This window comes from Streptomyces sp. Edi2, assembly GCF_040253635.1.
In the GTDB taxonomy this organism is placed as follows: Bacteria; Actinomycetota; Actinomycetes; order Streptomycetales; family Streptomycetaceae; genus Streptomyces.
In genome coordinates this window covers 8,115,086-8,135,941 of the sequence record NZ_JBEJGX010000003.1, presented here as the reverse complement: position 1 = coordinate 8,135,941, position 20,856 = coordinate 8,115,086, and the positions used below count along the sequence as shown (strand labels likewise).

The 20,856-nt window shown below is 72.0% G+C and carries 16 protein-coding genes; 10 read left to right on the top strand and 6 right to left on the bottom strand.

Annotation, left to right across the window (positions count from 1 at the left end; genetic code table 11):
- The first annotated feature begins 73 nt into the window (after nucleotides 1-73).
- The 5 genes from ABR737_RS38905 (at nucleotide 74) to ABR737_RS38885 (ending at nucleotide 5,652) form a co-directional block, all read left to right on the top strand.
- The gene (locus ABR737_RS38905; RefSeq protein WP_350255870.1) at nucleotides 74-826 is read left to right on the top strand and encodes a (Fe-S)-binding protein; all 753 of its coding nucleotides are present in this window, start codon (nucleotides 74-76) and stop codon (nucleotides 824-826) included.
- Complete coding sequence (locus ABR737_RS38900; RefSeq protein WP_350255869.1) at nucleotides 823-2,367, top strand: lactate utilization protein B; 1,545 nt, start codon at nucleotides 823-825, stop codon at nucleotides 2,365-2,367. Before ABR737_RS38905 ends, ABR737_RS38900 begins: the two co-directional genes overlap by 4 nt.
- On the top strand, nucleotides 2,364-3,053 hold the full coding sequence (locus ABR737_RS38895) for a LutC/YkgG family protein (protein ID WP_350255868.1): 690 nt from the start codon (nucleotides 2,364-2,366) through the stop codon (nucleotides 3,051-3,053). The genes ABR737_RS38900 and ABR737_RS38895 overlap by 4 nt, the downstream gene beginning before the upstream one ends.
- 328 nt (nucleotides 3,054-3,381) lie before the next feature.
- Nucleotides 3,382-4,623 carry a hypothetical protein gene (locus ABR737_RS38890; protein ID WP_350255867.1) on the top strand — a complete coding sequence of 414 codons (1,242 nt, stop codon included), beginning with the start codon at nucleotides 3,382-3,384 and terminating at the stop codon, nucleotides 4,621-4,623.
- A gap of 243 nt (nucleotides 4,624-4,866) precedes the next feature.
- Nucleotides 4,867-5,652, top strand: a complete 786-nt coding sequence (locus ABR737_RS38885; RefSeq protein ID WP_350255866.1) for a hypothetical protein — start codon at nucleotides 4,867-4,869, stop codon at nucleotides 5,650-5,652.
- Here ABR737_RS38885 and ABR737_RS38880 read toward each other — a convergent pair.
- From ABR737_RS38880 to ABR737_RS38865, 4 genes are all read right to left on the bottom strand, one after another.
- Nucleotides 5,546-6,130, bottom strand: a complete 585-nt coding sequence (locus ABR737_RS38880; protein WP_350255865.1) for an NUDIX hydrolase — start codon at nucleotides 6,128-6,130, stop codon at nucleotides 5,546-5,548. The two genes, ABR737_RS38885 and ABR737_RS38880, sit on opposite strands and share 107 nt — an antisense overlap.
- Before the next feature lie 184 nt (nucleotides 6,131-6,314).
- Nucleotides 6,315-6,755, bottom strand: coding sequence for an ASCH domain-containing protein (locus ABR737_RS38875; RefSeq protein ID WP_350257095.1), 441 nt, complete (start codon nucleotides 6,753-6,755; stop codon nucleotides 6,315-6,317).
- Between the two features lie 74 nt (nucleotides 6,756-6,829).
- On the bottom strand, nucleotides 6,830-7,234 hold the full coding sequence (locus ABR737_RS38870; protein WP_350255864.1) for a DoxX family protein: 405 nt from the start codon (nucleotides 7,232-7,234) through the stop codon (nucleotides 6,830-6,832).
- 148 nt (nucleotides 7,235-7,382) lie between these two features.
- Complete coding sequence (locus ABR737_RS38865; protein WP_350255863.1) at nucleotides 7,383-9,200, bottom strand: ABC transporter ATP-binding protein; 1,818 nt, start codon at nucleotides 9,198-9,200, stop codon at nucleotides 7,383-7,385.
- Between the two features lie 257 nt (nucleotides 9,201-9,457).
- Between ABR737_RS38865 and ABR737_RS38860 the strand changes: the two genes are divergently transcribed.
- Nucleotides 9,458-9,970 (top strand): MarR family winged helix-turn-helix transcriptional regulator, encoded by a 513-nt coding sequence (locus ABR737_RS38860; protein ID WP_350255862.1) that lies wholly within the window; start codon nucleotides 9,458-9,460, stop codon nucleotides 9,968-9,970.
- Nucleotides 9,971-10,002: 32 nt separating this feature from the next.
- On the top strand, nucleotides 10,003-12,966 hold the full coding sequence (locus ABR737_RS38855; protein ID WP_350255861.1) for an FAD-binding and (Fe-S)-binding domain-containing protein: 2,964 nt from the start codon (nucleotides 10,003-10,005) through the stop codon (nucleotides 12,964-12,966).
- On the opposite strand, the gene ABR737_RS38850 is transcribed toward ABR737_RS38855, so the two are convergent.
- Nucleotides 12,956-14,326 (bottom strand): alpha-amylase, encoded by a 1,371-nt coding sequence (locus ABR737_RS38850; RefSeq protein WP_350255860.1) that lies wholly within the window; start codon nucleotides 14,324-14,326, stop codon nucleotides 12,956-12,958. The genes ABR737_RS38855 and ABR737_RS38850 overlap by 11 nt on opposite strands.
- Nucleotides 14,327-14,659: 333 nt before the next feature.
- On the opposite strand from ABR737_RS38850, the gene ABR737_RS38845 reads away from it, so the two are divergent.
- Entirely contained in the window at nucleotides 14,660-16,126 is a 1,467-nt protein-coding gene (locus ABR737_RS38845) for a Gfo/Idh/MocA family protein (RefSeq protein WP_350255859.1), read from the top strand.
- Between the two features lie 117 nt (nucleotides 16,127-16,243).
- Here the strand turns inward: ABR737_RS38845 and ABR737_RS38840 are convergent, their stop codons facing one another.
- Entirely contained in the window at nucleotides 16,244-17,011 is a 768-nt protein-coding gene (locus tag ABR737_RS38840; RefSeq protein ID WP_502964442.1) for a hypothetical protein, read from the bottom strand.
- A gap of 227 nt (nucleotides 17,012-17,238) precedes the next feature.
- Here ABR737_RS38840 and ABR737_RS38835 point away from each other — a divergent pair, with 227 nt between their 5' ends.
- A complete protein-coding gene (locus ABR737_RS38835; protein ID WP_350257094.1) occupies nucleotides 17,239-19,041 on the top strand; it encodes an ABC transporter transmembrane domain-containing protein in 1,803 nt (600 codons plus the stop codon).
- Complete coding sequence (locus tag ABR737_RS38830) at nucleotides 19,038-20,819, top strand: ABC transporter ATP-binding protein (RefSeq protein ID WP_350255857.1); 1,782 nt, start codon at nucleotides 19,038-19,040, stop codon at nucleotides 20,817-20,819. Before ABR737_RS38835 ends, ABR737_RS38830 begins: the two co-directional genes overlap by 4 nt.
- Nucleotides 20,820-20,856 lie beyond the last annotated feature (37 nt).

Genomic DNA, 20,856 nt, shown 5'->3' with positions numbered 1-20,856 from the left:
GATCATGTACCGCGGAAGCGGGTGGCCGCCAGGGGCTGTGGCAGCCGAAAGGCAGCCGAAAGGAGAGGGCAACGTGCGCGTAGCACTGTTCGTCACCTGTATCAACGACATGCTCCATCCGCGGACGGGGCAGGCGGTGGTGGCGCTGCTGGAGCGGCTGGGGGTCGAGGTCGGCTTCCCCACCGAGCAGAGCTGCTGTGGCCAGCCGCAGTTCAACACCGGATACCGGCATGCGGCCGAGCCGCTGATGCGCCGCTTCGACCGGGCATTCCAGGACTACGAGTATGTGGTCACCCCGTCCGCTTCATGCGCGGCGATGGTGCGGGACAACTACCCGCGGATCGGGGCGAAGGCGGCCGCCGAGCGGCGTGGCCGGGGGCTCGTCGACGCGGCAGCGGTCGCGGTGCCCAAGATGTACGAGCTGACCGAGTTTCTGGTGGACGTACTGAAGGTGGAGGATGTCGGCGCCTCTTTCCCGCACACCGTCACCTACCACCCCACCTGTCACGGTCTGCGGGTGCTGGGGCTGGGCGACCGGCCGCGGCGGTTGCTGGAGCACGTCGAGGGGCTGGAGCTGCGGGAGCTGCCGGGCGCCGAGGAGTGCTGCGGGTTCGGCGGCACCTTTGCGGTGAAGAACCCGGCGGTCTCGGCGGCGATGGGTGCCGACAAGGTCCGCCACATCCTCTCCACCGGTGCGGAGGTGGTCTGCGCGGTCGACAACTCCTGTCTGCTGCACATCGGCGGCACCCTCAGCCGCCGGGGCGCGCCGGTCCGCCCGGTCCATATCGCCGAGATCCTGGCCAGTACGGAAGGGAGCGTGCGGTGAGCGGCACCTACCTGGGCATGCCGGCCTTCCCCCGTGCCGCTGCCACCGCCACCCGCGACACCCGGCTGCGCGCCAACCTCACCCATGCCACCCGCACCATCCGCGACAAGCGGGCCAAGGCCGTGGCGGAGCTGGACGACTGGGCGGAGCTGCGGGCCGCGGGCGCCGCGGTGAAAGACCGTACGCTGCGCCATCTCGACCACTATCTGGAGCAGCTGGAGGCCGCGGTCACCGCCGCGGGCGGGCAGGTCCACTGGGCCCTCGACGCCGACGAGGCCAACCGGATCGTCACCCGGCTGGTACGAGAGACCGGCGAGACGGAGGTCGTCAAGGTCAAGTCGATGGCGACGCAGGAGATCGGGCTCAACGAGGCCCTGGCCCGGGCAGGTATCCGTGCGTACGAGACGGATCTGGCCGAGCTGATCGTGCAGCTCGGCCACGATCGGCCGTCGCACATCCTGGTCCCGGCGATCCACCGCAACCGCGCCGAGATCCGCGACATCTTCCGCCGTGAGATGGCCTCTTGGGGCCGCCCGGCACCCGAAGGGCTGACCGACTCCCCCGCCGAGCTCGCCGAGGCGGCGCGGCTGCATCTGCGGGAGAAGTTCTTGTCCGCGAAGGTCGGGATCTCGGGGGCCAACTTCATGGTCGCGGAGACCGGCACCCTGGTCGTCGTGGAGTCCGAGGGCAATGGCCGGATGTGTCTGACCCTCCCCGAGACGCTGATCTCCGTCGTCGGCATCGAGAAGGTGGTGCCCGAGTGGCAGGACCTGGAGATCTTTCTGCAGTTGCTGCCCCGCTCCTCCACCGCCGAGCGGATGAATCCGTACACCTCCACCTGGACGGGCACCACGGACGGCGACGGGCCGCAGACCTTCCATCTGGTGCTGCTCGACAACGGGCGCACGGACACCCTCGCCGACACCGTCGGGCGGCAGGCGCTGCGCTGCATCCGCTGTTCGGCGTGTCTGAACGTCTGCCCGGTGTACGAGCGGGCCGGCGGGCATGCGTACGGCTCGCCCTACCCCGGTCCGATCGGCGCCATCCTCACCCCTCAACTGCGCGGTCTGGCCGGTCCCTTGGAGGAATCGCTGCCGTATGCCTCGTCGCTGTGCGGGGCCTGCTACGAGGTGTGCCCGGTGGCCATCGACATCCCCGAGGTGCTGGTGCATCTGCGGGAGCGGGTCGTGCAGGGCGGGCCGGTCACCCTTGGCGGGACGCGCACCGTCCTCCAACCGGCCAAGGGCCATGCCGCGGAGCGGGCCGCGATGCGGGCGGCGGGCTGGGCCTTCGATCACCCGGGCGCGCTGCGTACCGGGATGCGGCTGGCGGCTCGCACCCGCAGGCTGCATCCACGGCGGCTGCCGGGGCCGGGCCGCGTCTGGTCGCGGACACGCGATCTGCCCGAGGTGCCCGCCGAGTCCTTCCGCGACTGGTGGCAGCGCACCCGCGGTACGTCTTCGGGGCGCGGAACTTGGGCGGAGCCCGGTACGTCATCGGAGCCCGGTACGTCGTCGGAGCAGCGAGGGGACGCCAAGTGAGCAGCCGGGACCTGGTTTTGGCGCGGGTGCGGCAGGCTCTGGCTGATGTGCCGGGCGGTGAGGGGCCGGGCGACGGGGGGACGGGCGGTCAGGGGTCGGCCGGGCCGCCGGTGGTGCGGGACTATCACCGGGTGCACGGGTCCCGGACGCAAGCGCAGACCGTGGATCTGCTCGCGGAGAATCTCGCGGACTACCGGGCGATCGTGCACCGCACCGATGCCGAGGGGCTGCCCGGGCTGATCGGCCGGCTGCTGGCGGAGCGCGGGGCTCGGTCGGTGCTGGTGCCGCCGGGCCTGGACGCCTCCTGGACGACCGGCGCCGATGTCACCCTCGTCGAGGACCGCGTATCGAGCACGGCCCGTGAACTCGACCGCGTGGACAGCGTGCTGACCGGCTGTGCGGTGGCCGTCGCGGAGACCGGCACCCTGATCCTGGATGCGGGCCCCGGCCAGGGCAGACGGCGGATCACCCTGGTGCCGGACCATCACCTCTGTGTCGTCCGGGTCCCTGACCAGGTGGTCGGCTCGGTGCCGGAGGCGCTGCCACGGGTGGCGCCGGACCGCCCGCTGACTTGGATCTCCGGCCCGTCCGCGACCAGCGACATCGAACTCGACCGGGTGGAGGGGGTGCACGGGCCGCGGACGCTGGAGGTGATTCTGCTGTCGGCGGCACAAAGGGCGGACTGAGCGCGGTGGCCGCGGCCGCGGAGGGCTACGACAGGTGTGCGACCCCGCTGTCAGTGGGGATTCCTACACTGATCGGGATGCCTTTCGCACACGCTGTGCGGGGTGCGCGCCCGGGGGGGGGAGGAGGGAGCACATGGTGCTTCGGCAGGGCTTACCACCACGGCGTTCCGGCGCGGCCGGCCGTTTACCCTCACGACGTTCCGGCCCGGACGGCCGCTTACCCGCACCGGATCCCGGACGGCCGCCTCTTGCCCCTCCGCCGGACTCCGCCCCCTCGCGGCTGCTGACGTGGCTGGGGCGGCTGGGCGTACCGGCCGCCGCATTCGCCGTGTTCCAGACGCTGCTGGGAATCCTGCCGCAGAACCTCGCGGGCGAGGCGGCGCGTTACTGCGTGGCGGCGACCGCCGGCGCAGGCGTCGGCGCGGTGGTGTGGCTCGCCGCGGCCCTGCTGCGGACGCGTGCGGTGGCCACGGACGCCGTCGCGGCAGCACCGGCGGGCACCGCGCCCTCGCCCGCCGGATCACTCCCCGAGCTGACCGACGGCACGTACCAGGCACTGCGGCGCGGCCTCTCGGTGATCGAGGTGTCCGGGCACGGACCGCTCACCGGGTGGCCGCACTCTCTCGCGGAGAGCGATCCGCCGGTGCATCCGACGGCGTTCGGTACGGCGTACGGGCTGCATCTATTGCTCGACATCGCGCCGTATGACGGCCGCATACGGGCGGGGCAGGTGGCCGAGACGCTGTGGCGGCTGCGGCTTCCCGGCGGTGGGTGGGCCGCCCGCTCCCAGGGCAGCGGGGCGCGGCCCGAGGTGTCCGCGATCGTGCTGGGTGCGCTGGCGCGGGCCGGCGCCGATCCGCGACTGCTGGAGGCCGAAATACGCTCCTGCGAGGTGTTGTGGAATCCCGACCATGACGCGTCCGGGCTGGCCAACACCTATGTCGTGACGAACGTCCTGCGCGGACTGCTGCGGGCGGCGCCCGGCGCCACCGCACTGGAAGGACTGCGCGAGGTGCTGGTCCATGGCGCCACGGCCGACCCGGCGCGCGGCAATCATCGCTGCTGGGGCGCGGCGCTGGCCGGCGGCCGCGGCAACCCGGCACCGTCCGCGGCGCACACCGCGCGGGCTGTGGTGGCGCTGGACCGGGCCGCCGGCGTGCTGGGCGAGGACGAGCGGCAGCGTACGGTGCGCGAGGAGGGGCTGCGCTGGCTGCTGGCCGGCCCGGCGACGCCGGCGGGTGGCATGACCGATCTGCAGAACTGCCAGGAAGAGGTACGACGGCCGGACCAGGAGGATCCGCTGCACCAAGAGCTGCTGTCGGTACGGCATTTCGCCGCGGCATGGGTGGCGCGTGCGCTGATGACGGACGGAGCCCGCAAGGTCGCGGCCGAGGACGCGGGGCTGCCGGCGTGGGAGGCGCAGCTGACCGCTGCCGTGGCGCGGGTCCACAGCATGCAGCGGGGCGGGGTGTGGCGGTGGGACGACGGGCCCATGGGGCATCCGGTGTGGATGGCGTATCAGGGTCTTTCGGTGCTGCGGCGGCATGCGTTGATGGTCTACCGGCCATGAGGCGACGGCGCTACTTCCCCGGGGGTGCGAGAGGCGGGGCCGGGCCACCCGGGGCGCGATGACGCTCATGGCGGTGACGGGCCAGGGGCGGGCTGGTCGAGTCAGGGTGATCGAGCTGGACTCGTCGAACCGGGGGTGACCGAACTGGGGTTGATCGGGTCGGGCGCTCGGGTCGGCCCGAAGAGCCAAGGGTGCGATGAGCAGCGGCGGAACGGTCGGCGGCGGCGAAGAGGAGTCGGACTCATGCAGATCGAGGAAGCCCGTCGGCTGCTGGCGGAACGGCTGGGCGGCGGACCGGGGCCGCCGTCGCCCGAGTCGGCACGCGCGGTGACCGCCCGGCTGGCGCACCCGGACACGCTCGGTCCGCTGGCGCGCCGGTTAGCCGCCGGCGATCTGGACCTGGCGGAGTGCGCCCGGCTCTCGTACCGTCATGTACTGGGCTTCGACAAACTGTTGCTGCTGGCCGGCGCCCCGCGGTTCATGCTGCGGGTGCATTTCTGGCACGGCAGGGCCGGCGGGGCCCCCGAGGACATCCACAACCACCGGTGCGCGATCGCCTCGGCGGTGGTGCGCGGCAGCGTCCGGATGGAGTGCTACGAAACGGCCGCGAACGGCGTGCCCGCGACCGCCTACCGGGAGACGATCGACGGCCCCGGCGGCGCCTGGCGGCTCCGACGGGTCGGGGACGCACGCCTGCGGCTCATGTGCACGGAGCGGTACGGCCCCGGCCGGAGCTACGGCCTGGCCGCCCATACGCTGCACCGGGTGGTGAGCGACGAGCCGACGGTGACGCTGTTCCTGGAGACCGCCCCGCAGCGGTCGGTGACCGATGTCTACGTCAGGAACAGCGGCGGCGTCAGGGGCACCGTCGCCGGGGGCGGCGCCGCCCCCGACGGCGGCGGGGTCCTGACCGGCGGCGCCCTCAGGGCCGGCGGCGCCGAGCGGGCGGATCCGCCACCCAAGACTCCGCTGTCACCGGCCGTCTACCTTGCCGAACTCGACTCCCTGGCAGGCTCTTTGGGCTACTGAAAGGGGCCGGCGCCAGGCGCTCGAAGCGGGCCGTCAGGGCACGGATACCCGCGGCGTCGAGCCGGCCGCCGAGTGCCTGGCGGATCACCCCGAGGTTGTAGGCGTCCACCCCGATCCCGGCCAGCTCGGCGGGCCGTGCCCAGGCATAGGCCTGATCCGTGCTGGGCAGGACCACATCCAGCGTCAGGGGGCGGACGATGAAGTTGTCCTGGTGGTTGTGGACCCGGCGGCCCTGATAGTCGCTCAGGAAGCCGGAGGATCCGGTGTGCGCGACGATGGTGCCGAGAATCCCGGTCTCTTCCTTCAGCTCGCGCAGGGCACCGCTCTCGGCGGACTCCCCTCGATCGAGCTTGCCGCACGGCACGCCCCACGCGCCGGGCAGAAAACGCTCGCGGTAGCTACGGCGCACGATCAGCACACGAGCATCGTGCACCACCACCGCCGCGGCCAGATAAGTGTCTGCTGCAATCTGGTTCATCGGACTCTCGCAATCCGAAGAGACGGGCGCAGGCCCGTGGCGGAGGTCCACCGTACCGGCGATGACTCCACGGCGGGCCGGTTTGGCGGGCACCCGTGGGAGCACCCGGCGGGCGCCCCGGCGTGCGGTACGGCCCTACGTCCGCCCGACCTCGCTACGTCTGCCTGACCTCGCTACGTCCGCCTCACCGCTCTTGAGCGGAAGCTCTCCTGCTCTCCAGACGCTCGACGATCCGGAACCGTTCGAGCACGACCAGGGTGTCGTCGTCGACGGTGAATTCCGGGTCCCCGAGTGCGGTGCGCACGTCCGGGCCGTGCCAGAAGGCCTCGTGAGCGGCGCGCCAGGCGGCCACCGTGGTGTGGCCCTCGCCCTCGTCTTGCGCGTGCGCCCGGTCGGCCTCTGCCAGGCGCACCACCCGTACCCCGGTCACCTCGATCACGGCCACCGGCCGGCCGGCGGAGTCGGGTACGACCGACCGCTGACCGGCGGACGGCAGCGGCTCGTCGTCCCGCTCGTACTCGGTCAGCAGACCGGTCGTGGCGGTCTTGGCTCCGGAGAGCACCGCGGAGACCAGCTGGTCGCGCAACGGCCCGGGGAAGCCGAGCTCGAACTGCGGGAGATCCAGGTAACCGTGGTGGTCCCGGTAGTCCTGATAATCCTGGTGGTCCTGGTGCGTGGTCACGCCACGCAGCGTAGGCGCTACCGACGCCGTGCGGGTGTGGTCTCGCGGGCCGCGTGGGCGGTATGGGCGGTGTGCAGGGCCCAGCCGATCAGCGGGAGCTGGCCGGGCAGCCGCGCGTAGGCCACGGCCTTGAGCGGGGCGGGGCGGTGCCGCGAGTCGTGGGCCATCTTGAGGTTGGCCGGGAAGACCGCGGCGAACAGGCCGGCCGCGGCCAGCGCGCCGGCCCGGCGGGTGCGCGGCAGGGCGACGGCGGCGGCGACCGCGAGTTCGGCGACCCCGCTGGCGTACGTCCAGGTGCGGGGGCTGCCGGGCAGTTGCCGGGGCACGATCGCGTCGAACGGCTTCGGGGCGAGGAAGTGGAGGGTCCCCATCCCCGCGAGCAGACGGGCCAGCGCGCGGGCGGAACGGTCGTCGGCTGTCACGGAGGACTCCCCTGATCGGACGGACGAAGGCAGGGCAGGAAGGGCAGCGCGTGCCGCAATCCGCAGGCCCGGCGGCCGGGGAGTGGGTGCGGCGGCCACCCCGACCAGTGAACTGGCCGCCGCGCGTTCGACCTTACCCGCGGGTCACTTACGGGGCCATCATCTGATCGTCCGCGGGAGTGAGGTGTGCGTCACGCCGTACCAGCGCTGCATAGTGCCCGTCGGCGGCGAGCAGTTCGTCATGGGTGCCGCGCTCGGTGATCCGGCCGGCGTCCAGCACGACGATCTGGTCCGCGTCGCGGACCGTGGAGAGGCGGTGCGCGATGGTGAGAGTGGTACGGCCCGCGGACAGCTCGTCGATGGCCTGCTGTACGGCGTGTTCGGTGTGGGTGTCCAGGGCGCTGGTCGCTTCGTCCAGGACGAGGACGGGCGGGTCGCGCAGGATGGTGCGGGCGATGGCGAGGCGCTGTTTCTCGCCGCCGGAGAAGCGGTGGCCGCGCTCGCCGACGAGGGTGTCGTAGCCGTCGGGGAGGGCGGCGATGTGGTCGTGGATCTGGGCGGCCCTGGCGGCTCGGGCGATCTCGTCGTCGGTGGCGTCGGGCTTGGCGAAGCGGAGGTTGTCGGCGACCGAGGCGTGGAAGAGGTAGGTCTCCTGGGAGACCACGCCGACCGACCGGGCGAGGGTGTCGAAGTCGAGGTCACGGACGTCCGTGCCGTCGAGGCTGACCCGGCCGCCGGTCACGTCGTAGAGCCGCGGTACGAGGTAGCTCAGGGTGCTCTTGCCGCTGCCGGTGGGGCCGACGACGGCGAGGCTGCCGCCGGCCGGGACGGTCAGGTCGATGCCGTCGAGGGTGGGAGCGGCCTCGGGGTCGTAGCAGAAGCGGACGTTCTCGAACCGGATCTCGCCGCGGGGCGCCGGGAGGCGGACCGGCTCGGCGGGCTCGGTGATGGCGACCGGCAGATCGAGGTACTCGAAGATGCGCTGGAAGAGCGCCAGCGAGGTCTGCATCTGCACGCCGGTGGACAGCAGCGAGACGGTCGGCCGCAGCAGGCCCTGCTGGAGCGAGACGAAGGCGACCAGGGTGCCGAGGGAGAAGACCGGGCCGCCGAGCTGGAGGACCAGGCCCGCCGCCCAGTAGATCAGTGCGGGCATGGCGGCCATGACGATCCCGATGGTGGCCATCCGCCAGCGGCCGGCCATGTTGGCGCGGACCTCCAGGTCGACCAGGCGCTCGGACTCATCGGCGAAGTTCTTGGTGAGGGAGTCGGCGCGGCCCATCGTGCGGCCGAGCAGAATGCCGCTGACCGAGAGGGATTCGGTGACCATCGCGGACATCGCGGCCATCTGCTTCTGCCGCCGGGTGGTGATCTTCTTGCGTTCGTTGCCGACCCGGCGGCTGATCCAGACGAAGAGCGGAAGCAGCAGCAGCGAGACGACGGTCAGCCGCCAGTCGAGGGCGAGCATCGCACACACGCTGGCGATGACGGAGGTCAGGTTGGAGACCAGGGAGGTGGCGGTGGAGGTGACCGTGGCCTGCATCCCGCCGATGTCGTTGGCGATCCGGGACTGGACCTCGCCGGTGCGGGTGCGGGTGAAGAAGGCCAGCGGCATCTGCTGGAGTTTGGCGTAGACGGCGGTGCGCAGATCGTGCATGACGCGCTGGCCGACGGTGGTGGACAGCAGGGTCTGCAGCACGCCGAAGACGCTGGTGGTGACGGCGGTGGCGATCATGCCGAGGGCGAGCAGGGTCAACAGGCCGGTGCGCCGGCCGGGTATCGCCACGTCCAGGATCTCGCGGAGGAGAAAGGGAGAGGCGACCGAGACCAGCGAGGAGGCGCCGACGAGCAGGCCGACGAGGGCCAGCCGGGCGCGGTAGGGGCGGAAGAGCGCGAGGATCCGCCGCAGCTGGACCGGCGTTTCAGGGTCCTTCGGCGGTGGGGTCCACTGGGGTTCGTCGCTGCGCATGGGCTCCTTCGAGGGGTGCGGATTTCACGGGGCGGAACTACGGACGGGCGGGAACTTCGGACGGGGCCGGAGCCACGGTCGGCGCCGGAGCCACGGTCGGGGCCGGGCCTACGGACGAGCAGGAGCCGCTGACGGGACCGGCACTACGGACGGGCCGGATTTCGAACGGCCGGATACGGGACGAGCATCGTGGAGCTTAGCTCATTGTTACCTATGCTCACAATGAATTAAGTCCTGCCATCCGCTATCCTCGCGCCATGCCCTCCCCCGAGCCGACGGTCAGCACCACCAACCTCGCCGAGCAACTGGTACGGCTGACCCGCCGGATGCACCGCGCCCAGAAACACCACCTGGAGCACCTGGACCTCGTCTTCACCCCCGCCCAGTCCCGGCTGCTGCGGATCGTCGACCACTACCGCGACACCCCGCCGCGGATGGCCGACCTCGCCGAACGGCTGGAGGTGGTGCCCCGGGCGGTGACCACCCTGGTGGACGCACTGGAGGCGCATGGCGCGGTGCGCCGGGTACCGGATCCGGCCAACCGCCGCGTGGTACGGATCGAGCTGACCGACACCGGCCGTTCCACGCTGCGCGCGTTGCGCAGCGCGCGGCGGGCCGCGGCGGAGGAGATCCTGGCCCCCCTGACCGCCGATCAGCGCGAGGTGCTCGGCGGTCTGCTGTCCACCCTGGTCGACGATCCGGACCGGCCGCATCGACCGGACCTGCCGCATCGACCGGACCGACCGCATCGACCGGACCGACCGCATTGAGCTGACGCGGAGTCAACCGGAGGAGTGCCGCCATGCCCCTGCTGGAACCGGACCCACAGGCCCTGCGCCCCACCGCGACCGGCAGCCCCGCGCACGACCGGGTGGCCGACCGGCGGGCCCTGGGCACCCCCGAGCCGCTGCGCAGCGAACTGATCGCGCTCCTGGGCCCCGACAAGGTGCTCCACAAGGTCTCCGACCTGGTCCGCTACGCCTCCGACGCCAGTCCGTACCGCTTCGTCCCGCAGGTCGTGGTGGTGGCCGAGGACCTTGACGACATCTCCGCGGTGTTCTCCTACGCCCATGGCAAGGGCCGCAACGTCGTCTTCCGGGCCGCCGGGACCTCGCTCAACGGCCAGGCGCAGGGCGAGGACATCCTCGTCGACGTGCGCCGGCACTGGAGCGGGATCCAGGTGCTCGACGGCGGCGCCCGCGCCCGGATCCGGCCCGGCACCACCGTGCTGCGCGCCAACACCACCCTGGCCCGCTACGGGCGGCTGCTCGGGCCCGATCCGGCCAGTGCCGTCGCCTGCACGGTGGGCGGTGTGGTCGCCAACAACGCCTCCGGGATGACGGCCGGCACCACCCGTAACTCCTACCGGACGCTGGCCTCGGTCACCCTCGTCCTGCCGTCGGGCACGGTCGTGGACACCGCGCAGCCGGACGCCGACACGGAACTGGCGCACGCCGAGCCGGCGCTGTGCGCGGGCCTGCTGGCGCTCAAGGCGGAGATCGAGGCGGACGGGGAGCTGGTGGCCCGGATCCGTGCCAAGTACCGGATCAAGAACACCAACGGCTACCGTCTGGACGCCTTTCTCGACGGCGCGACGCCGGTGGAGATCCTGCGCGGCCTGACGGTCGGCTCCGAGGGCACCCTCGGCTTCATCGCCGAGACGGTCTTCGGCACCCTTCCGTTGGACCGGCACACGTCCAGCGCGCTGCTGTTCTTCCCGACGCTGAGTGCCGCGGCCGCGGCCGTACCGCGGTTCAACGAGGCGGGGGCGCGGGCCGTGGAGCTGATGGACGTCAATACCCTGCGCGCCTCGGTGAGCGTGGCCGGAGTACCGGCCGACTGGGCGGCGCTGCCCCGGGAGACCGCCGCGCTGCTGGTGGAGTTCCGGGCGCCCGACGAGGCCGCCCGGGAGGCGTACGAACGGGCCGCGGCCCAGGTGCTGCCGGAGCTGGAGCTGATCGCTCCGGTCGCGTCCGTCACCAACGCCTTCACCCGGGACCCGGCGGCCATCGGCGGCTACTGGAAGGCCCGCAAGGCGTTCGTGACCGCGGTGGGCGGCAGCCGGCCGCCCGGTACGACGCTGATCACGGAGGACTTCGCGGTGCCGCCGGACCGGCTCGCCGAGGCCTGTACGGCCCTGCGGGAACTGCAGGCGCGGCACGGCTTCGAGGCGGCGGTCGCGGGCCATGCCGCACACGGCAATCTGCACTTCCTGCTCGCCTTCGACGCGGCGGACCCGGCGGACGTGGCGCGCTACGCCGCCTTCATGGACGCCTTCTGCCGGCTGACCGTCCGGCGCTTCGACGGATCGCTGAAGGCGGAGCATGCCACCGGCCGGAACATCGCACCGTTCCTGGAGCTCGAATGGGGGCCGCGGGCAACGGAGTTGATGTGGCGGATCAAGGAGACCGTGGATCCGCACGGCATTCTGGCTCCGCGCATCCTGCTCGACCGCGATCCGCGGGCGCATCTGCGGGGGCTCAAGACCATCCCGGAGACCGAGGCCCCTGCCGACCCCTGCATCGAGTGCGGCTTTTGCGAGCCGGCCTGCCCCAGCGGGGATCTGACCACCACGCCCCGCCAACGGATCGTGCTGCTGCGCGAGATGGCGCGGCAGTCACCGGGCTCACCGGTCACCGCCGCGCTGCTGGAGTCGTACGGCCATGACGCGGTGGACACCTGCGCCGGCGACTCGCTCTGCCGGCCGGCCTGCCCGGTGGGGATCGACACCGGCGCGCTGATGAGGGACTTCCGGCACCGGCGCCACTCGCCGCGCGAGGAGTGGGTCGCCGCACGGTCCGCCCGCCACTTCAAGGCCGCCGAGCGGGCGGCACGGCTGGCGGTGGCCGCCGCCGACCGGCTCGGCGACCGGCTGACGGCGTCGCTGACCCGCGCCGCCCGCAGGGCCGTACGCCCCGACCTGGTGCCCGAATGGCTCCCGCGGATGCCCGGCGCGGCGGCCCGTACGCTGCCCGCGACACGGAGGTCCGGGGCGGCGGCGGTCTACTACCCGGCATGTGTGAACCGGATCTTCGGTGAGCCCGCGGAGTACCGGGGGCCGTCGTTGCCCGAGGCGGTGGTGGCGGTGTCGCAGCGGGCGGGCCGGCCGGTGTGGATCCCGTCGGACGTGGCCGGGACCTGCTGCGCCACCATCTGGCACTCCAAGGGGTACCGGCGCGGCAACGTGCTGATGGCCAACCGCATCGTCGAGGCGGCCTGGGGGTGGACGGCCGGCGGCAGGCTGCCGCTGCTGGTGGACGCGTCCTCGTGCACCCTGGGCCTCGGCCGTGAGGTGGTGCCGTATCTGACGCCGGACAATGCCGCACTGCACGCCGGGCTGACGGTCGTCGACTCGGTGGTCTGGGCCGCCGAGGAGCTGCTGCCGCGGCTGGACATCCTGCGCACGGTCGGCTCCGCGGTGCTCCATCCCACCTGTTCCCTGCAGCACTTGGGGGCCGAGGAGCAACTGCGCCGGGTCGCCGGGGCGTGTGCACGGGAGGTGGTGGTGCCGGACGACGCGGGCTGCTGCGCCTTCGCCGGTGACCGCGGGATGCTGCACAAGGAGCTCACGGAGTCGGCCACCGCGAAGGAAGCAGCCGAGGTGAACACCCGGCACTTCGACGCGTATCTGTCGGCGAACCGGATGTGCGAGATCGGCATGGACCAGGCAGCGGAGGGCCGAGGCTATTGCTCGGCCCTCCTGGCGCTGGAGCGGGCCACCCGCCCCGCCCGTGAGCTGCCTTCGGGGGCGCGCCTCAGCGGGTGACGTGCAGCGCCACCGCTCCCTTGGCCGGGACCGAGAGCTGCGCCTTGCCGTCGTTCCCGACGGTGACCGTGTGCCCTTCACAGGAGGACGGCGCCGCGGCGACGACATTGCAGTACGTGCCGGCCGGCAGCGAGGTCGCAAAGGTCTGGTGCAACTCGGCGTCGCCGTTGTTGAGGGCCACGAATCCCTTGCCGCCCCGGCCGAAGGCGAGGGCGCTGCCCCCGTTGTCCCACCAGTCCGTCAGCTCCGCCGAGCCCACCGCGTTGCGGAAGCCCACCATCCCGGTGATCGCCTGCTTGGCGTGTTCGTTGGTCCAGCCGCCGCTGCCGCTGGGCGGTCCGGCGTCCTTGTCGGTCCACTCGTAGCCGGAGTAGACGTTCGGTGAGCCGTACGGCGAGGCCAGCATGAAGACGTTGGCGAGGGTGTAGGCGGCGCCGTCCTTGTAGGTCAGCGTGGAGCCGTTGCGCTCGGTGTCCCAGTTGTCGACGAAGGTGCGGGCCTTGTCGCTGCCGAGCTTGCCGTCGGCGACGGACTTCAGTTGCGCAAGGTTGCCGCTCTGGAAGGCACTCTTGAGGTGGGTGCCGTAGCGGAACTCGTCGACATCGCCGATGCCGGTGTACTCCTCGGGCTGCACCGCCTCGCCGGCGCCGTGGATGACCTCCTGCACCCAGTAACCGGGGTCGTGCATCTTGCCCTTGACGGCGGCGAGGTCGGTGGCGGAGATGTGCTTGGCGGCGTCCACCCGGAAGCCGTCCACGCCCAGCGACCGCAGGTCGTCAAGGTACTTGGCGATGGTGGTGCGGACGTGGTCGCTGCCGGTGTCGAGGTCGGCGAGCCCGACGAGTTCGCAGTTCTGGACGTCGTCGCGGTTGGTGTAGTCGGAGATGCTCTTGCGGCAGCCGTGGAAGTCCTGGTCCTGGTAGTAACCCGGGTAGTGGTACTTGCTGTACCGGGTGCCGCCGGTGCCCGTACCGCCGCCTGCCGCCATGTGGTTGATGACGGCGTCGGCGATGACCTTGACGCCCGCGCCGTGGCAGGCGCTGACCATCGAGGCGAACGCGTTCCGGTCGCCCAGCCGTCCGGCGATCTTGTAGCTGACGGGCTGGTACGAGGTCCACCACTGGTCGCCCTGGATGTGCTCCGAGGCGGGCGAGACCTCGACATAGCCGTAGCCGGCCGGGCCCAGCTGCGTGCGGCAGGCCTTGGCGACCTCTGCGTACTTCCACTCGAACAGGGTGGCGGTGACGGTCTTTTCACCGGCTGGGGCGGCCTGGGAGGACCACGGCGCGAAGGTGGCGAGGCCGGCCGCGGCCAGCACTCCGGCCAGCGCCCCGCCCAGCACACGGGAACGTTGCTGCATCTTGCGGCTCCTTGGTCATGGGGCACGGCAGGACGCACCGCGCCCGCGAGTGCAGCCACGCGCCGGGCCGCCATGGGGGGATGTCCGCATCGGAGCCTGCCGTTTGCCTTGTGGACACGTCAAGGTTTTCCGCAAGACTTTTCAGCGACTTGCGAAAGGTGCGGGTGACGGCATCTCCGGTGTTGCCATGAGCCGTCCGGTATTGCGGCAAAGAGTCCAAGAGCGCCGCATCAAGAGTCCAATCGGCCCTCTTGTGCCTCAGGCCGCCGACCGACAGGGTCCTGACCGAGGTTCACGTATGCCCCGGCACACCACCGCTCCCCTGGAGGACCGATGAACGAGGCACCCTCGCAGAACCACGACCACGACCACCACCACGACGGCAACCACGACGAGGCTGGTCCGAGCCGCCGTTCGGTGCTGTGGACCGCCGGTGCGGCGGGCGCCGGACTCGGGCTCGGCGGCCTGCCGTCCGGACCGGCCGCGGCGGCCGCACCCTCGACGACCGCGGCGGCCGAATCCGCCACGGCCGCCGCCGCGTCGCCCGACGCCAAGGGCAGAACCATGATCGGGGTGCCGTTCGAGCGGCGCAGCACCGTCCGCGTCGGCATCATCGGACTCGGCAACCGCGGCGGCACGATGATCGACCTCTTTCTCGCGATGCCGGGCGTCCGCGTCGTCGCCCTGTGCGATCCGGTGAAGGACAAGACCGCCAAGGCCGCCAAGAAGGTCACCGCTGCGGGACAGCCGGCGCCCGCCGTCTACACCAACGGCGACCAGGACTTCGAAAACCTCTGCCGGCGCGGCGACATCGACTTCGTGTACGCGGCCACGCCGTGGGACCGGCACTTCGAGATGGCGAAGACGGCGATGCTCAACGGCAAGCACGTGGGCGTGGAATGCCCCCTCGCGCTGCGTCTGGACCAGCTGTGGGAACTGGTCCACCTCTCCGAGCGCACCCGCAGACACTGTATGCAGCTGGAGAACTGCTGCTACGGCAGGAATGAGATGCGGGTGCTGCGGATGGCCCATGCGGGCCTGTTCGGCGATCTGCTGCACGGCGCCGGTGCGTACATCCACGATCTGCGCGGCCTGATGTTCGACCCCACGTACTACGAGGGGCCGTGGCGGCGGCTGTGGCACACCCGGCTGCGCGGCGACCTCTACCCCAACCACGGTTTCGGCCCGGTCGCCAACTACATGGACATCAACCGCGGGGACCGCGCCGTGCGCATCTCCAGCATCGGCACGCCCGCCCTCGGCCTCGCCAAGTACCGCAAGGAGCACATGCCGGCGAACGACCCCAGCTGGAAGGAGTCGTACATCGGGAGCGACCGGACGATCAGCCTCGTCCAGACCGCCAAGGGGCGGGTGATCCGGCTGGAGCACGACGTCTCCACCCCGCACCCCTACAGCCGGATCAACAGCCTCGGCGGCACCAAGGGCCTCTTCGAGGACTACCCCGAGCGGATCTACCTGGAGCCGGACCAGAGCAACGACGAGTGGGGCGACTTCGCCAAGTACGCGGAGTGGGACCACTGGCTCTGGAAGGAGCACGCCAATCCGCCCGGCGGGCACGGCGGCATGGACTACATGCTGGTCTTCCGGCTGATGCAGTGCATGCGGCTCGGCCTGGTACCGGACTTCGATGTCTATGACGCGGCGACCTGGACCGCGCCGGTGCCGCTGAGCGACCTCTCGATCAAGGCGAACGGCGCCCCGCAGGAGATCCCCGACTTCACCCGCGGGCTGTGGAAGAAGGCGCGGCCGGGGATGGATTCGTCCAAGCCGGAGGGGTAAGGCCCGCAACGGTGCGGGGCCCGGCGGGCGGCGGTGCGCCGGCCGGGCCCGTGGCCTCCGGTGTCGCGGGTGGTCCGGTGGCGCGCGCCCCTCGGACGCGCACCGCGCCCCGGGCGCTCACCCCGCCAGGTGCGCCCTGTCCCCCATGACCACCACGGGGTGCCGCGCGGGATCGAGGGCGCGCAGCAATGCCTGCATCCCGGCCTTCGGGACGCTGACACATGCGGAGGTTCCACTGCCGTGGTCCAGGTGCAGCCAGACCCCGCCGCCCTTGGACTCGCCCTGCGGACGGGTCGGGTCCAGCGGGGAGGTTCCCTTCACGCGGTTGTAGTTGATCGCGACGACGTAGTCGAAGTCGTGCCGGGTGTTCCTGGACCAGTACGACGGCGGGGTGAACGCCGATGAGTGCGTATAGGGCAGCTTGGCGCCGGGGTCCTGGAGCACCCCGCCGGCATCGGTGAGCGGGAAGACCCCGACGGGGCTGCGCTTGTCCCCTTCGTGGTGGTCCACCGTCCAGCCGCGCCGGCCGTTGTGGGCGGTCCAACTGCCCTTGCGGTCCCAGCCCTTGGTGCCCTTGTCGTAGAGGACGACCGTGGCCTGGGTGGAGTTCACGCCCTTGCCGTAGACCGCCACGACCTGCCGGGAGCCGGCCGGGATCCGCGACCGCAGGGCAGTGCCGACCTCGGGGATGTTCTTGAGGTGGGTGGTGGCCGACGCGCCCCGGGCCGGGCCGCCGGGGCGCTCCCCCTTACCCGCGCCCTCGCCCTTGCCGTCCCCGTCCTTGCCGCCGGTCGCACCGCCGCCACAGCCCGCCAGAAGGACCAGTCCCGCCGCAACCACCGCCGCCATCCGCATCGCACTGCCCGCTGTTCGCATGACGCCCATGGTCGCACCGTCGGCCTGGCAGCCGGCGGGCACCCGACGCCGCCCGCGGGCCGCCACCGCACGATTGTCCGGATCGCATGGCCACAGCGGAAAAACCGTTTGAAATCCGCCCACGTCGCGGGCCAGTCTTCCAGGACCTCCGCCGGAAACGAGACGGGCGAGAGGGGCATTTCGCCTGCCGCAACGGCCTGTTGCCGCCCACCCACCACGACTTCGCCTGGGACATCATGCACATTCGCGACCTTCCGCATCCCGACCCGGGCGTCCCTGACGTCCGTACGGGCGGCGCCTTTCTCCGCTGGCTGTGCGCACAACAGCTCGGCGGGCAGCTCAAGGCCCTCGCCTGGGGGCTGGTGAACTTCGGCGGCATCGCCGCCTCCCCGGTGCCGGTGGGTATGGCCGTCCAGGCCGTGGTGGACCGCGACGCCGGGCGGCTCCTCCTGGCCGGCTCCCTGATCCTGGCCCTGGGCGCCCTGATCGCGATCGGTGGCACGATGCTGCACCGCGCGGCCGTCACCAACTGGATCACCGCCGTCGCCCGGATGCAGCAACTGCTCGCCCGCAAGACCACGGAACTGGGATCGGCCATGACGCGGCGGGTCGCGGCCGGCGAGATCGTCGCCGTCAGCACCGGCGACCTGGAGAAGATCGGCTGGTTCGTCGAAGCGCTCTCCCGGTTCGCTGCCGCCGCGGTCGCCGCCATCGGCGTCTCCGTCGCCCTGGCCCTCTACCGGCCGGAGCTCGGCGTCCTGGTAGCCGTCGGCGTGCCCGTCATGGCCCTGGCCGTACTGCCGTTGCTGCCGCACGCCACCCGGCGCGCCGACGCACAGCGCGAGAAGGCCGGCCAGGCCACCGAGCTGGCCTCCGACACCGTCGCCGGACTGCGCGTCCTGCGCGGCATCGGCGGCGAGGAGCTTTTCCTCGGCCGCTACCGCAGCGCCTCCCAGGAAGTGCGCCAGGCTGCCGTCCGCAGCGCCCGGATGTGGTCGCTGATCTCGGCCATCCAGGTACTGCTGCCGGGCCTGCTGCTCATCGCGGTGGTCTGGTACGGCACCCGGCTGGCCCTCGACGGCACCCTCGCCGTCGGCGATCTCGTCACCGTCTACAGCGCGGTCACCTTCCTGCTCCTCCCCCTCAGACACTTCGAAGAGATCGCCCAGGCCTATTCCTTCGCCAAACCGTCCACCACGCGCACGGCCCGCGTACTGGCACAGAGCCGCCCGGCCGGCGGACGGGACACGGGCCGCGAGGCGGCACCCACCGGCGATCTGCACGACCCGGTCAGCGGCCTGACCGCCGCGGCCGGCCGGCTGACCGCGGTGGTCTGCGGCGACCCCGACAGCGCGGGCCGGCTCGCCGAACGCCTCGGCGGACACCCGCCGCAGCCAGCCGAGGGCGGCGGAGACCGCTCCGTGCCGGTCCCGGTCGTGCTCGGCGGCACCCCGCTGGACGACCTGGCACGTGACACGGCCCGTGGTGCCGTGCTCGTCCAGGACAAGGACCCGATGCTGCTCTCGGGCACGCTCGGCGAACTGCTCGACGTACCGGCATCCGGCCGGGTGGGCGCGAAGGAGGCGCTGACCGCTGCGCAGTGCGGCGATGTGCTGACCGCGCTCGCGCAGGCGTCCGCCGACGACTCGGGAGACCCGATGCACACCCACATCACCGAGCGCGGCCGCTCGCTGTCCGGCGGGCAGCGCCAGCGGCTCGCCCTCGCCAGGTCGCTGGTCGCCGACCCGGAGGTGCTGGTGCTCGACGAACCGACCAGCGCCGTCGACGCGCACACCGAGGCCCGGATCGCCGAGGGCCTGCGGGAGATCAGGAAGGGGCGTACGACGGTCGTGCTCACCTCCAGCACGCTCCTGCTGGACCGGGCCGAACAGGTGGTGTTCCTCCAGGAGGGGAAGGCCGTCGCCGAGGCGACCCACCGCGAACTGCTGCACAGCCACCCCGACTACCGCGCGATCGTCACCCGCGAACCGGACCCCGAGCCGGCCATGCCGACCGCCCCGATCGAGGAGACCGCATGATCGGCCTGGCGCCGCCGGAGCACGATCCGGACGCCCCGCAGACCCTCACCACCCTTCCGGTCGGCTCGCCGGCCACGGTGCGCAGCTATGTCGGCGGCCTGATCCGCCGTCACCGCAGGGCGTTCACCCTGCTGGTCGCCGTGAACGCGGCCGCGGTGATCGCCTCCATGGCCGGCCCGTATCTGCTCGGCGGAGTCGTCGAGAAGCTGTCCGCGGGGGCCCGTGACCTCCCGCTGGAGCGCACCATCGGGCTGTTCGCCGTGGCGCTGGCCGCCCAGACGGTGTTCGTCCGCATGGTCCGGCTGCGGGGAGCGATGCTCGGTGAGCAGATGCTCGCGGATCTGCGCGAGGACTTCCTCGTACGGTCCGTGGCGCTGCCGCCGGGCGTTCTGGAGCGGGCCGGCACCGGCGACCTGCTGTCGCGGATCACCACCGATATCGACCGGCTCTCCAGCGCGATGCGCGAGGCCGTTCCGCAGCTGTCCATCGGCGTGGTGTGGGTGGCGCTGCTGCTCGGCGGGCTGACGGTGACCGCACCGCCGCTCGCGCTGTCCGTACTCATCGCCCTGCCACTACTGGTCGTCGGCTGCCGCTGGTACTTCAAACGGGCACCGAGCGCCTACCGCTCCGAGGCGGCCGGTTACGCGGCGGTGTCCGCGGTGCTCACCGAGTCCGTGGACGCGGGGCGTACGGTCGAGGCTCACCGGCTGGGCGCCCGCCGGATCGCCCTGTCGGAGGACCGGATCCGATCGTGGACCCAGTGGGAGCGCTACACGCTCTATCTGCGCTCGGTGCTCTTCCCCGTCGTCGATCTGACCCATGTGCTGCTCCTGGGCTCGGTGTTGCTGCTCGGCGGAGCCTTCGTCATCCAGGGATGGATCACTCCGGGGCAGCTGACGACCGGGGCACTGCTGGCGCAGATGATGATCGAGCCGGTCGGCATGGTCCTGCGCTGGTACGACGAGCTGCAGGTGGCCCAGGTGTCCATCGCCCGGCTCGTCGGCGTCCGGGAGATCGAGCCGGAGGACACCGCTGCGGAGCGGTTCCCGGACGGCCGGGAGGTCCGCGCCGACGGGGTCAGCTTCGGCTACCGTGCGGGCGTCGATGTGCTCCGGGAGGTGTCGTTGCGGGTCCGTCCGGGGACCCGGCTGGCGCTGGTCGGGCCCTCCGGCGCCGGCAAGTCGACACTGGGCCGGCTCCTGGCGGGCATCTACGGCCCCCGGGTGGGCAGCGTCACGCTGGGCGGCGCCGAACTCTCCGCGCTGCCGGCCGAGCGGATCCGCGAGCAGGTGGCACTGGTCAACCAGGAACACCATGTCTTCGTCGGCTCGCTCCGCGACAACCTCCTGCTGGCGCGCAGCGGTGCGGCCGATGCCGAACTATGGGCGGCGCTCGGCGCGGTGGACGCCGACGACTGGGCGCGGGCCCTGGACAAGGGGCTGGACACCGGGGTGGGCTCGGGCGGCCACACGCTGACGCCCGCCCAGGCCCAGCAGATCGCACTGGCCCGGCTGGTGCTCGCCGATCCGCACACCCTGGTGCTGGACGAGGCGACGTCCCTGCTCGACCCGCGGGCGGCCCGCCATCTGGAGCGCTCGCTGAGCAGGGTGCTGGAGGGCCGTACGGTCGTGGCGATCGCGCACCGGCTGCACACCGCCCATGACGCCGATGTGATCGCGGTCGTCGAGGAAGGCCGGATCAGCGAGCTCGGCAGCCACGACGAACTGGTCTCGGCCGGTGGCGCGTACGCCGCGCTGTGGCGGTCCTGGCACGGCTGATACGGGGCACGGGCGGAGCCCGGCACGGCTGTTACGG

Coding starts and splice junctions, on each gene's coding strand:
- ABR737_RS38885 (WP_350255866.1), top strand. CDS start 4,867: ATGCAGATCGAGGAAGCCCGTCGGCTGCTGGCGGAACGGCTGGGCGGC.
- ABR737_RS38880 (WP_350255865.1), bottom strand. CDS start 6,130: ATGAACCAGATTGCAGCAGACACTTATCTGGCCGCGGCGGTGGTGGTG.
- ABR737_RS38865 (WP_350255863.1), bottom strand. CDS start 9,200: ATGCGCAGCGACGAACCCCAGTGGACCCCACCGCCGAAGGACCCTGAA.
- ABR737_RS38860 (WP_350255862.1), top strand. CDS start 9,458: ATGCCCTCCCCCGAGCCGACGGTCAGCACCACCAACCTCGCCGAGCAA.
- ABR737_RS38855 (WP_350255861.1), top strand. CDS start 10,003: ATGCCCCTGCTGGAACCGGACCCACAGGCCCTGCGCCCCACCGCGACC.
- ABR737_RS38850 (WP_350255860.1), bottom strand. CDS start 14,326: ATGCAGCAACGTTCCCGTGTGCTGGGCGGGGCGCTGGCCGGAGTGCTG.
- ABR737_RS38845 (WP_350255859.1), top strand. CDS start 14,660: ATGAACGAGGCACCCTCGCAGAACCACGACCACGACCACCACCACGAC.
- ABR737_RS38840 (WP_502964442.1), bottom strand. CDS start 17,011: ATGGGCGTCATGCGAACAGCGGGCAGTGCGATGCGGATGGCGGCGGTG.
- ABR737_RS38835 (WP_350257094.1), top strand. CDS start 17,239: ATGCACATTCGCGACCTTCCGCATCCCGACCCGGGCGTCCCTGACGTC.
- ABR737_RS38830 (WP_350255857.1), top strand. CDS start 19,038: ATGATCGGCCTGGCGCCGCCGGAGCACGATCCGGACGCCCCGCAGACC.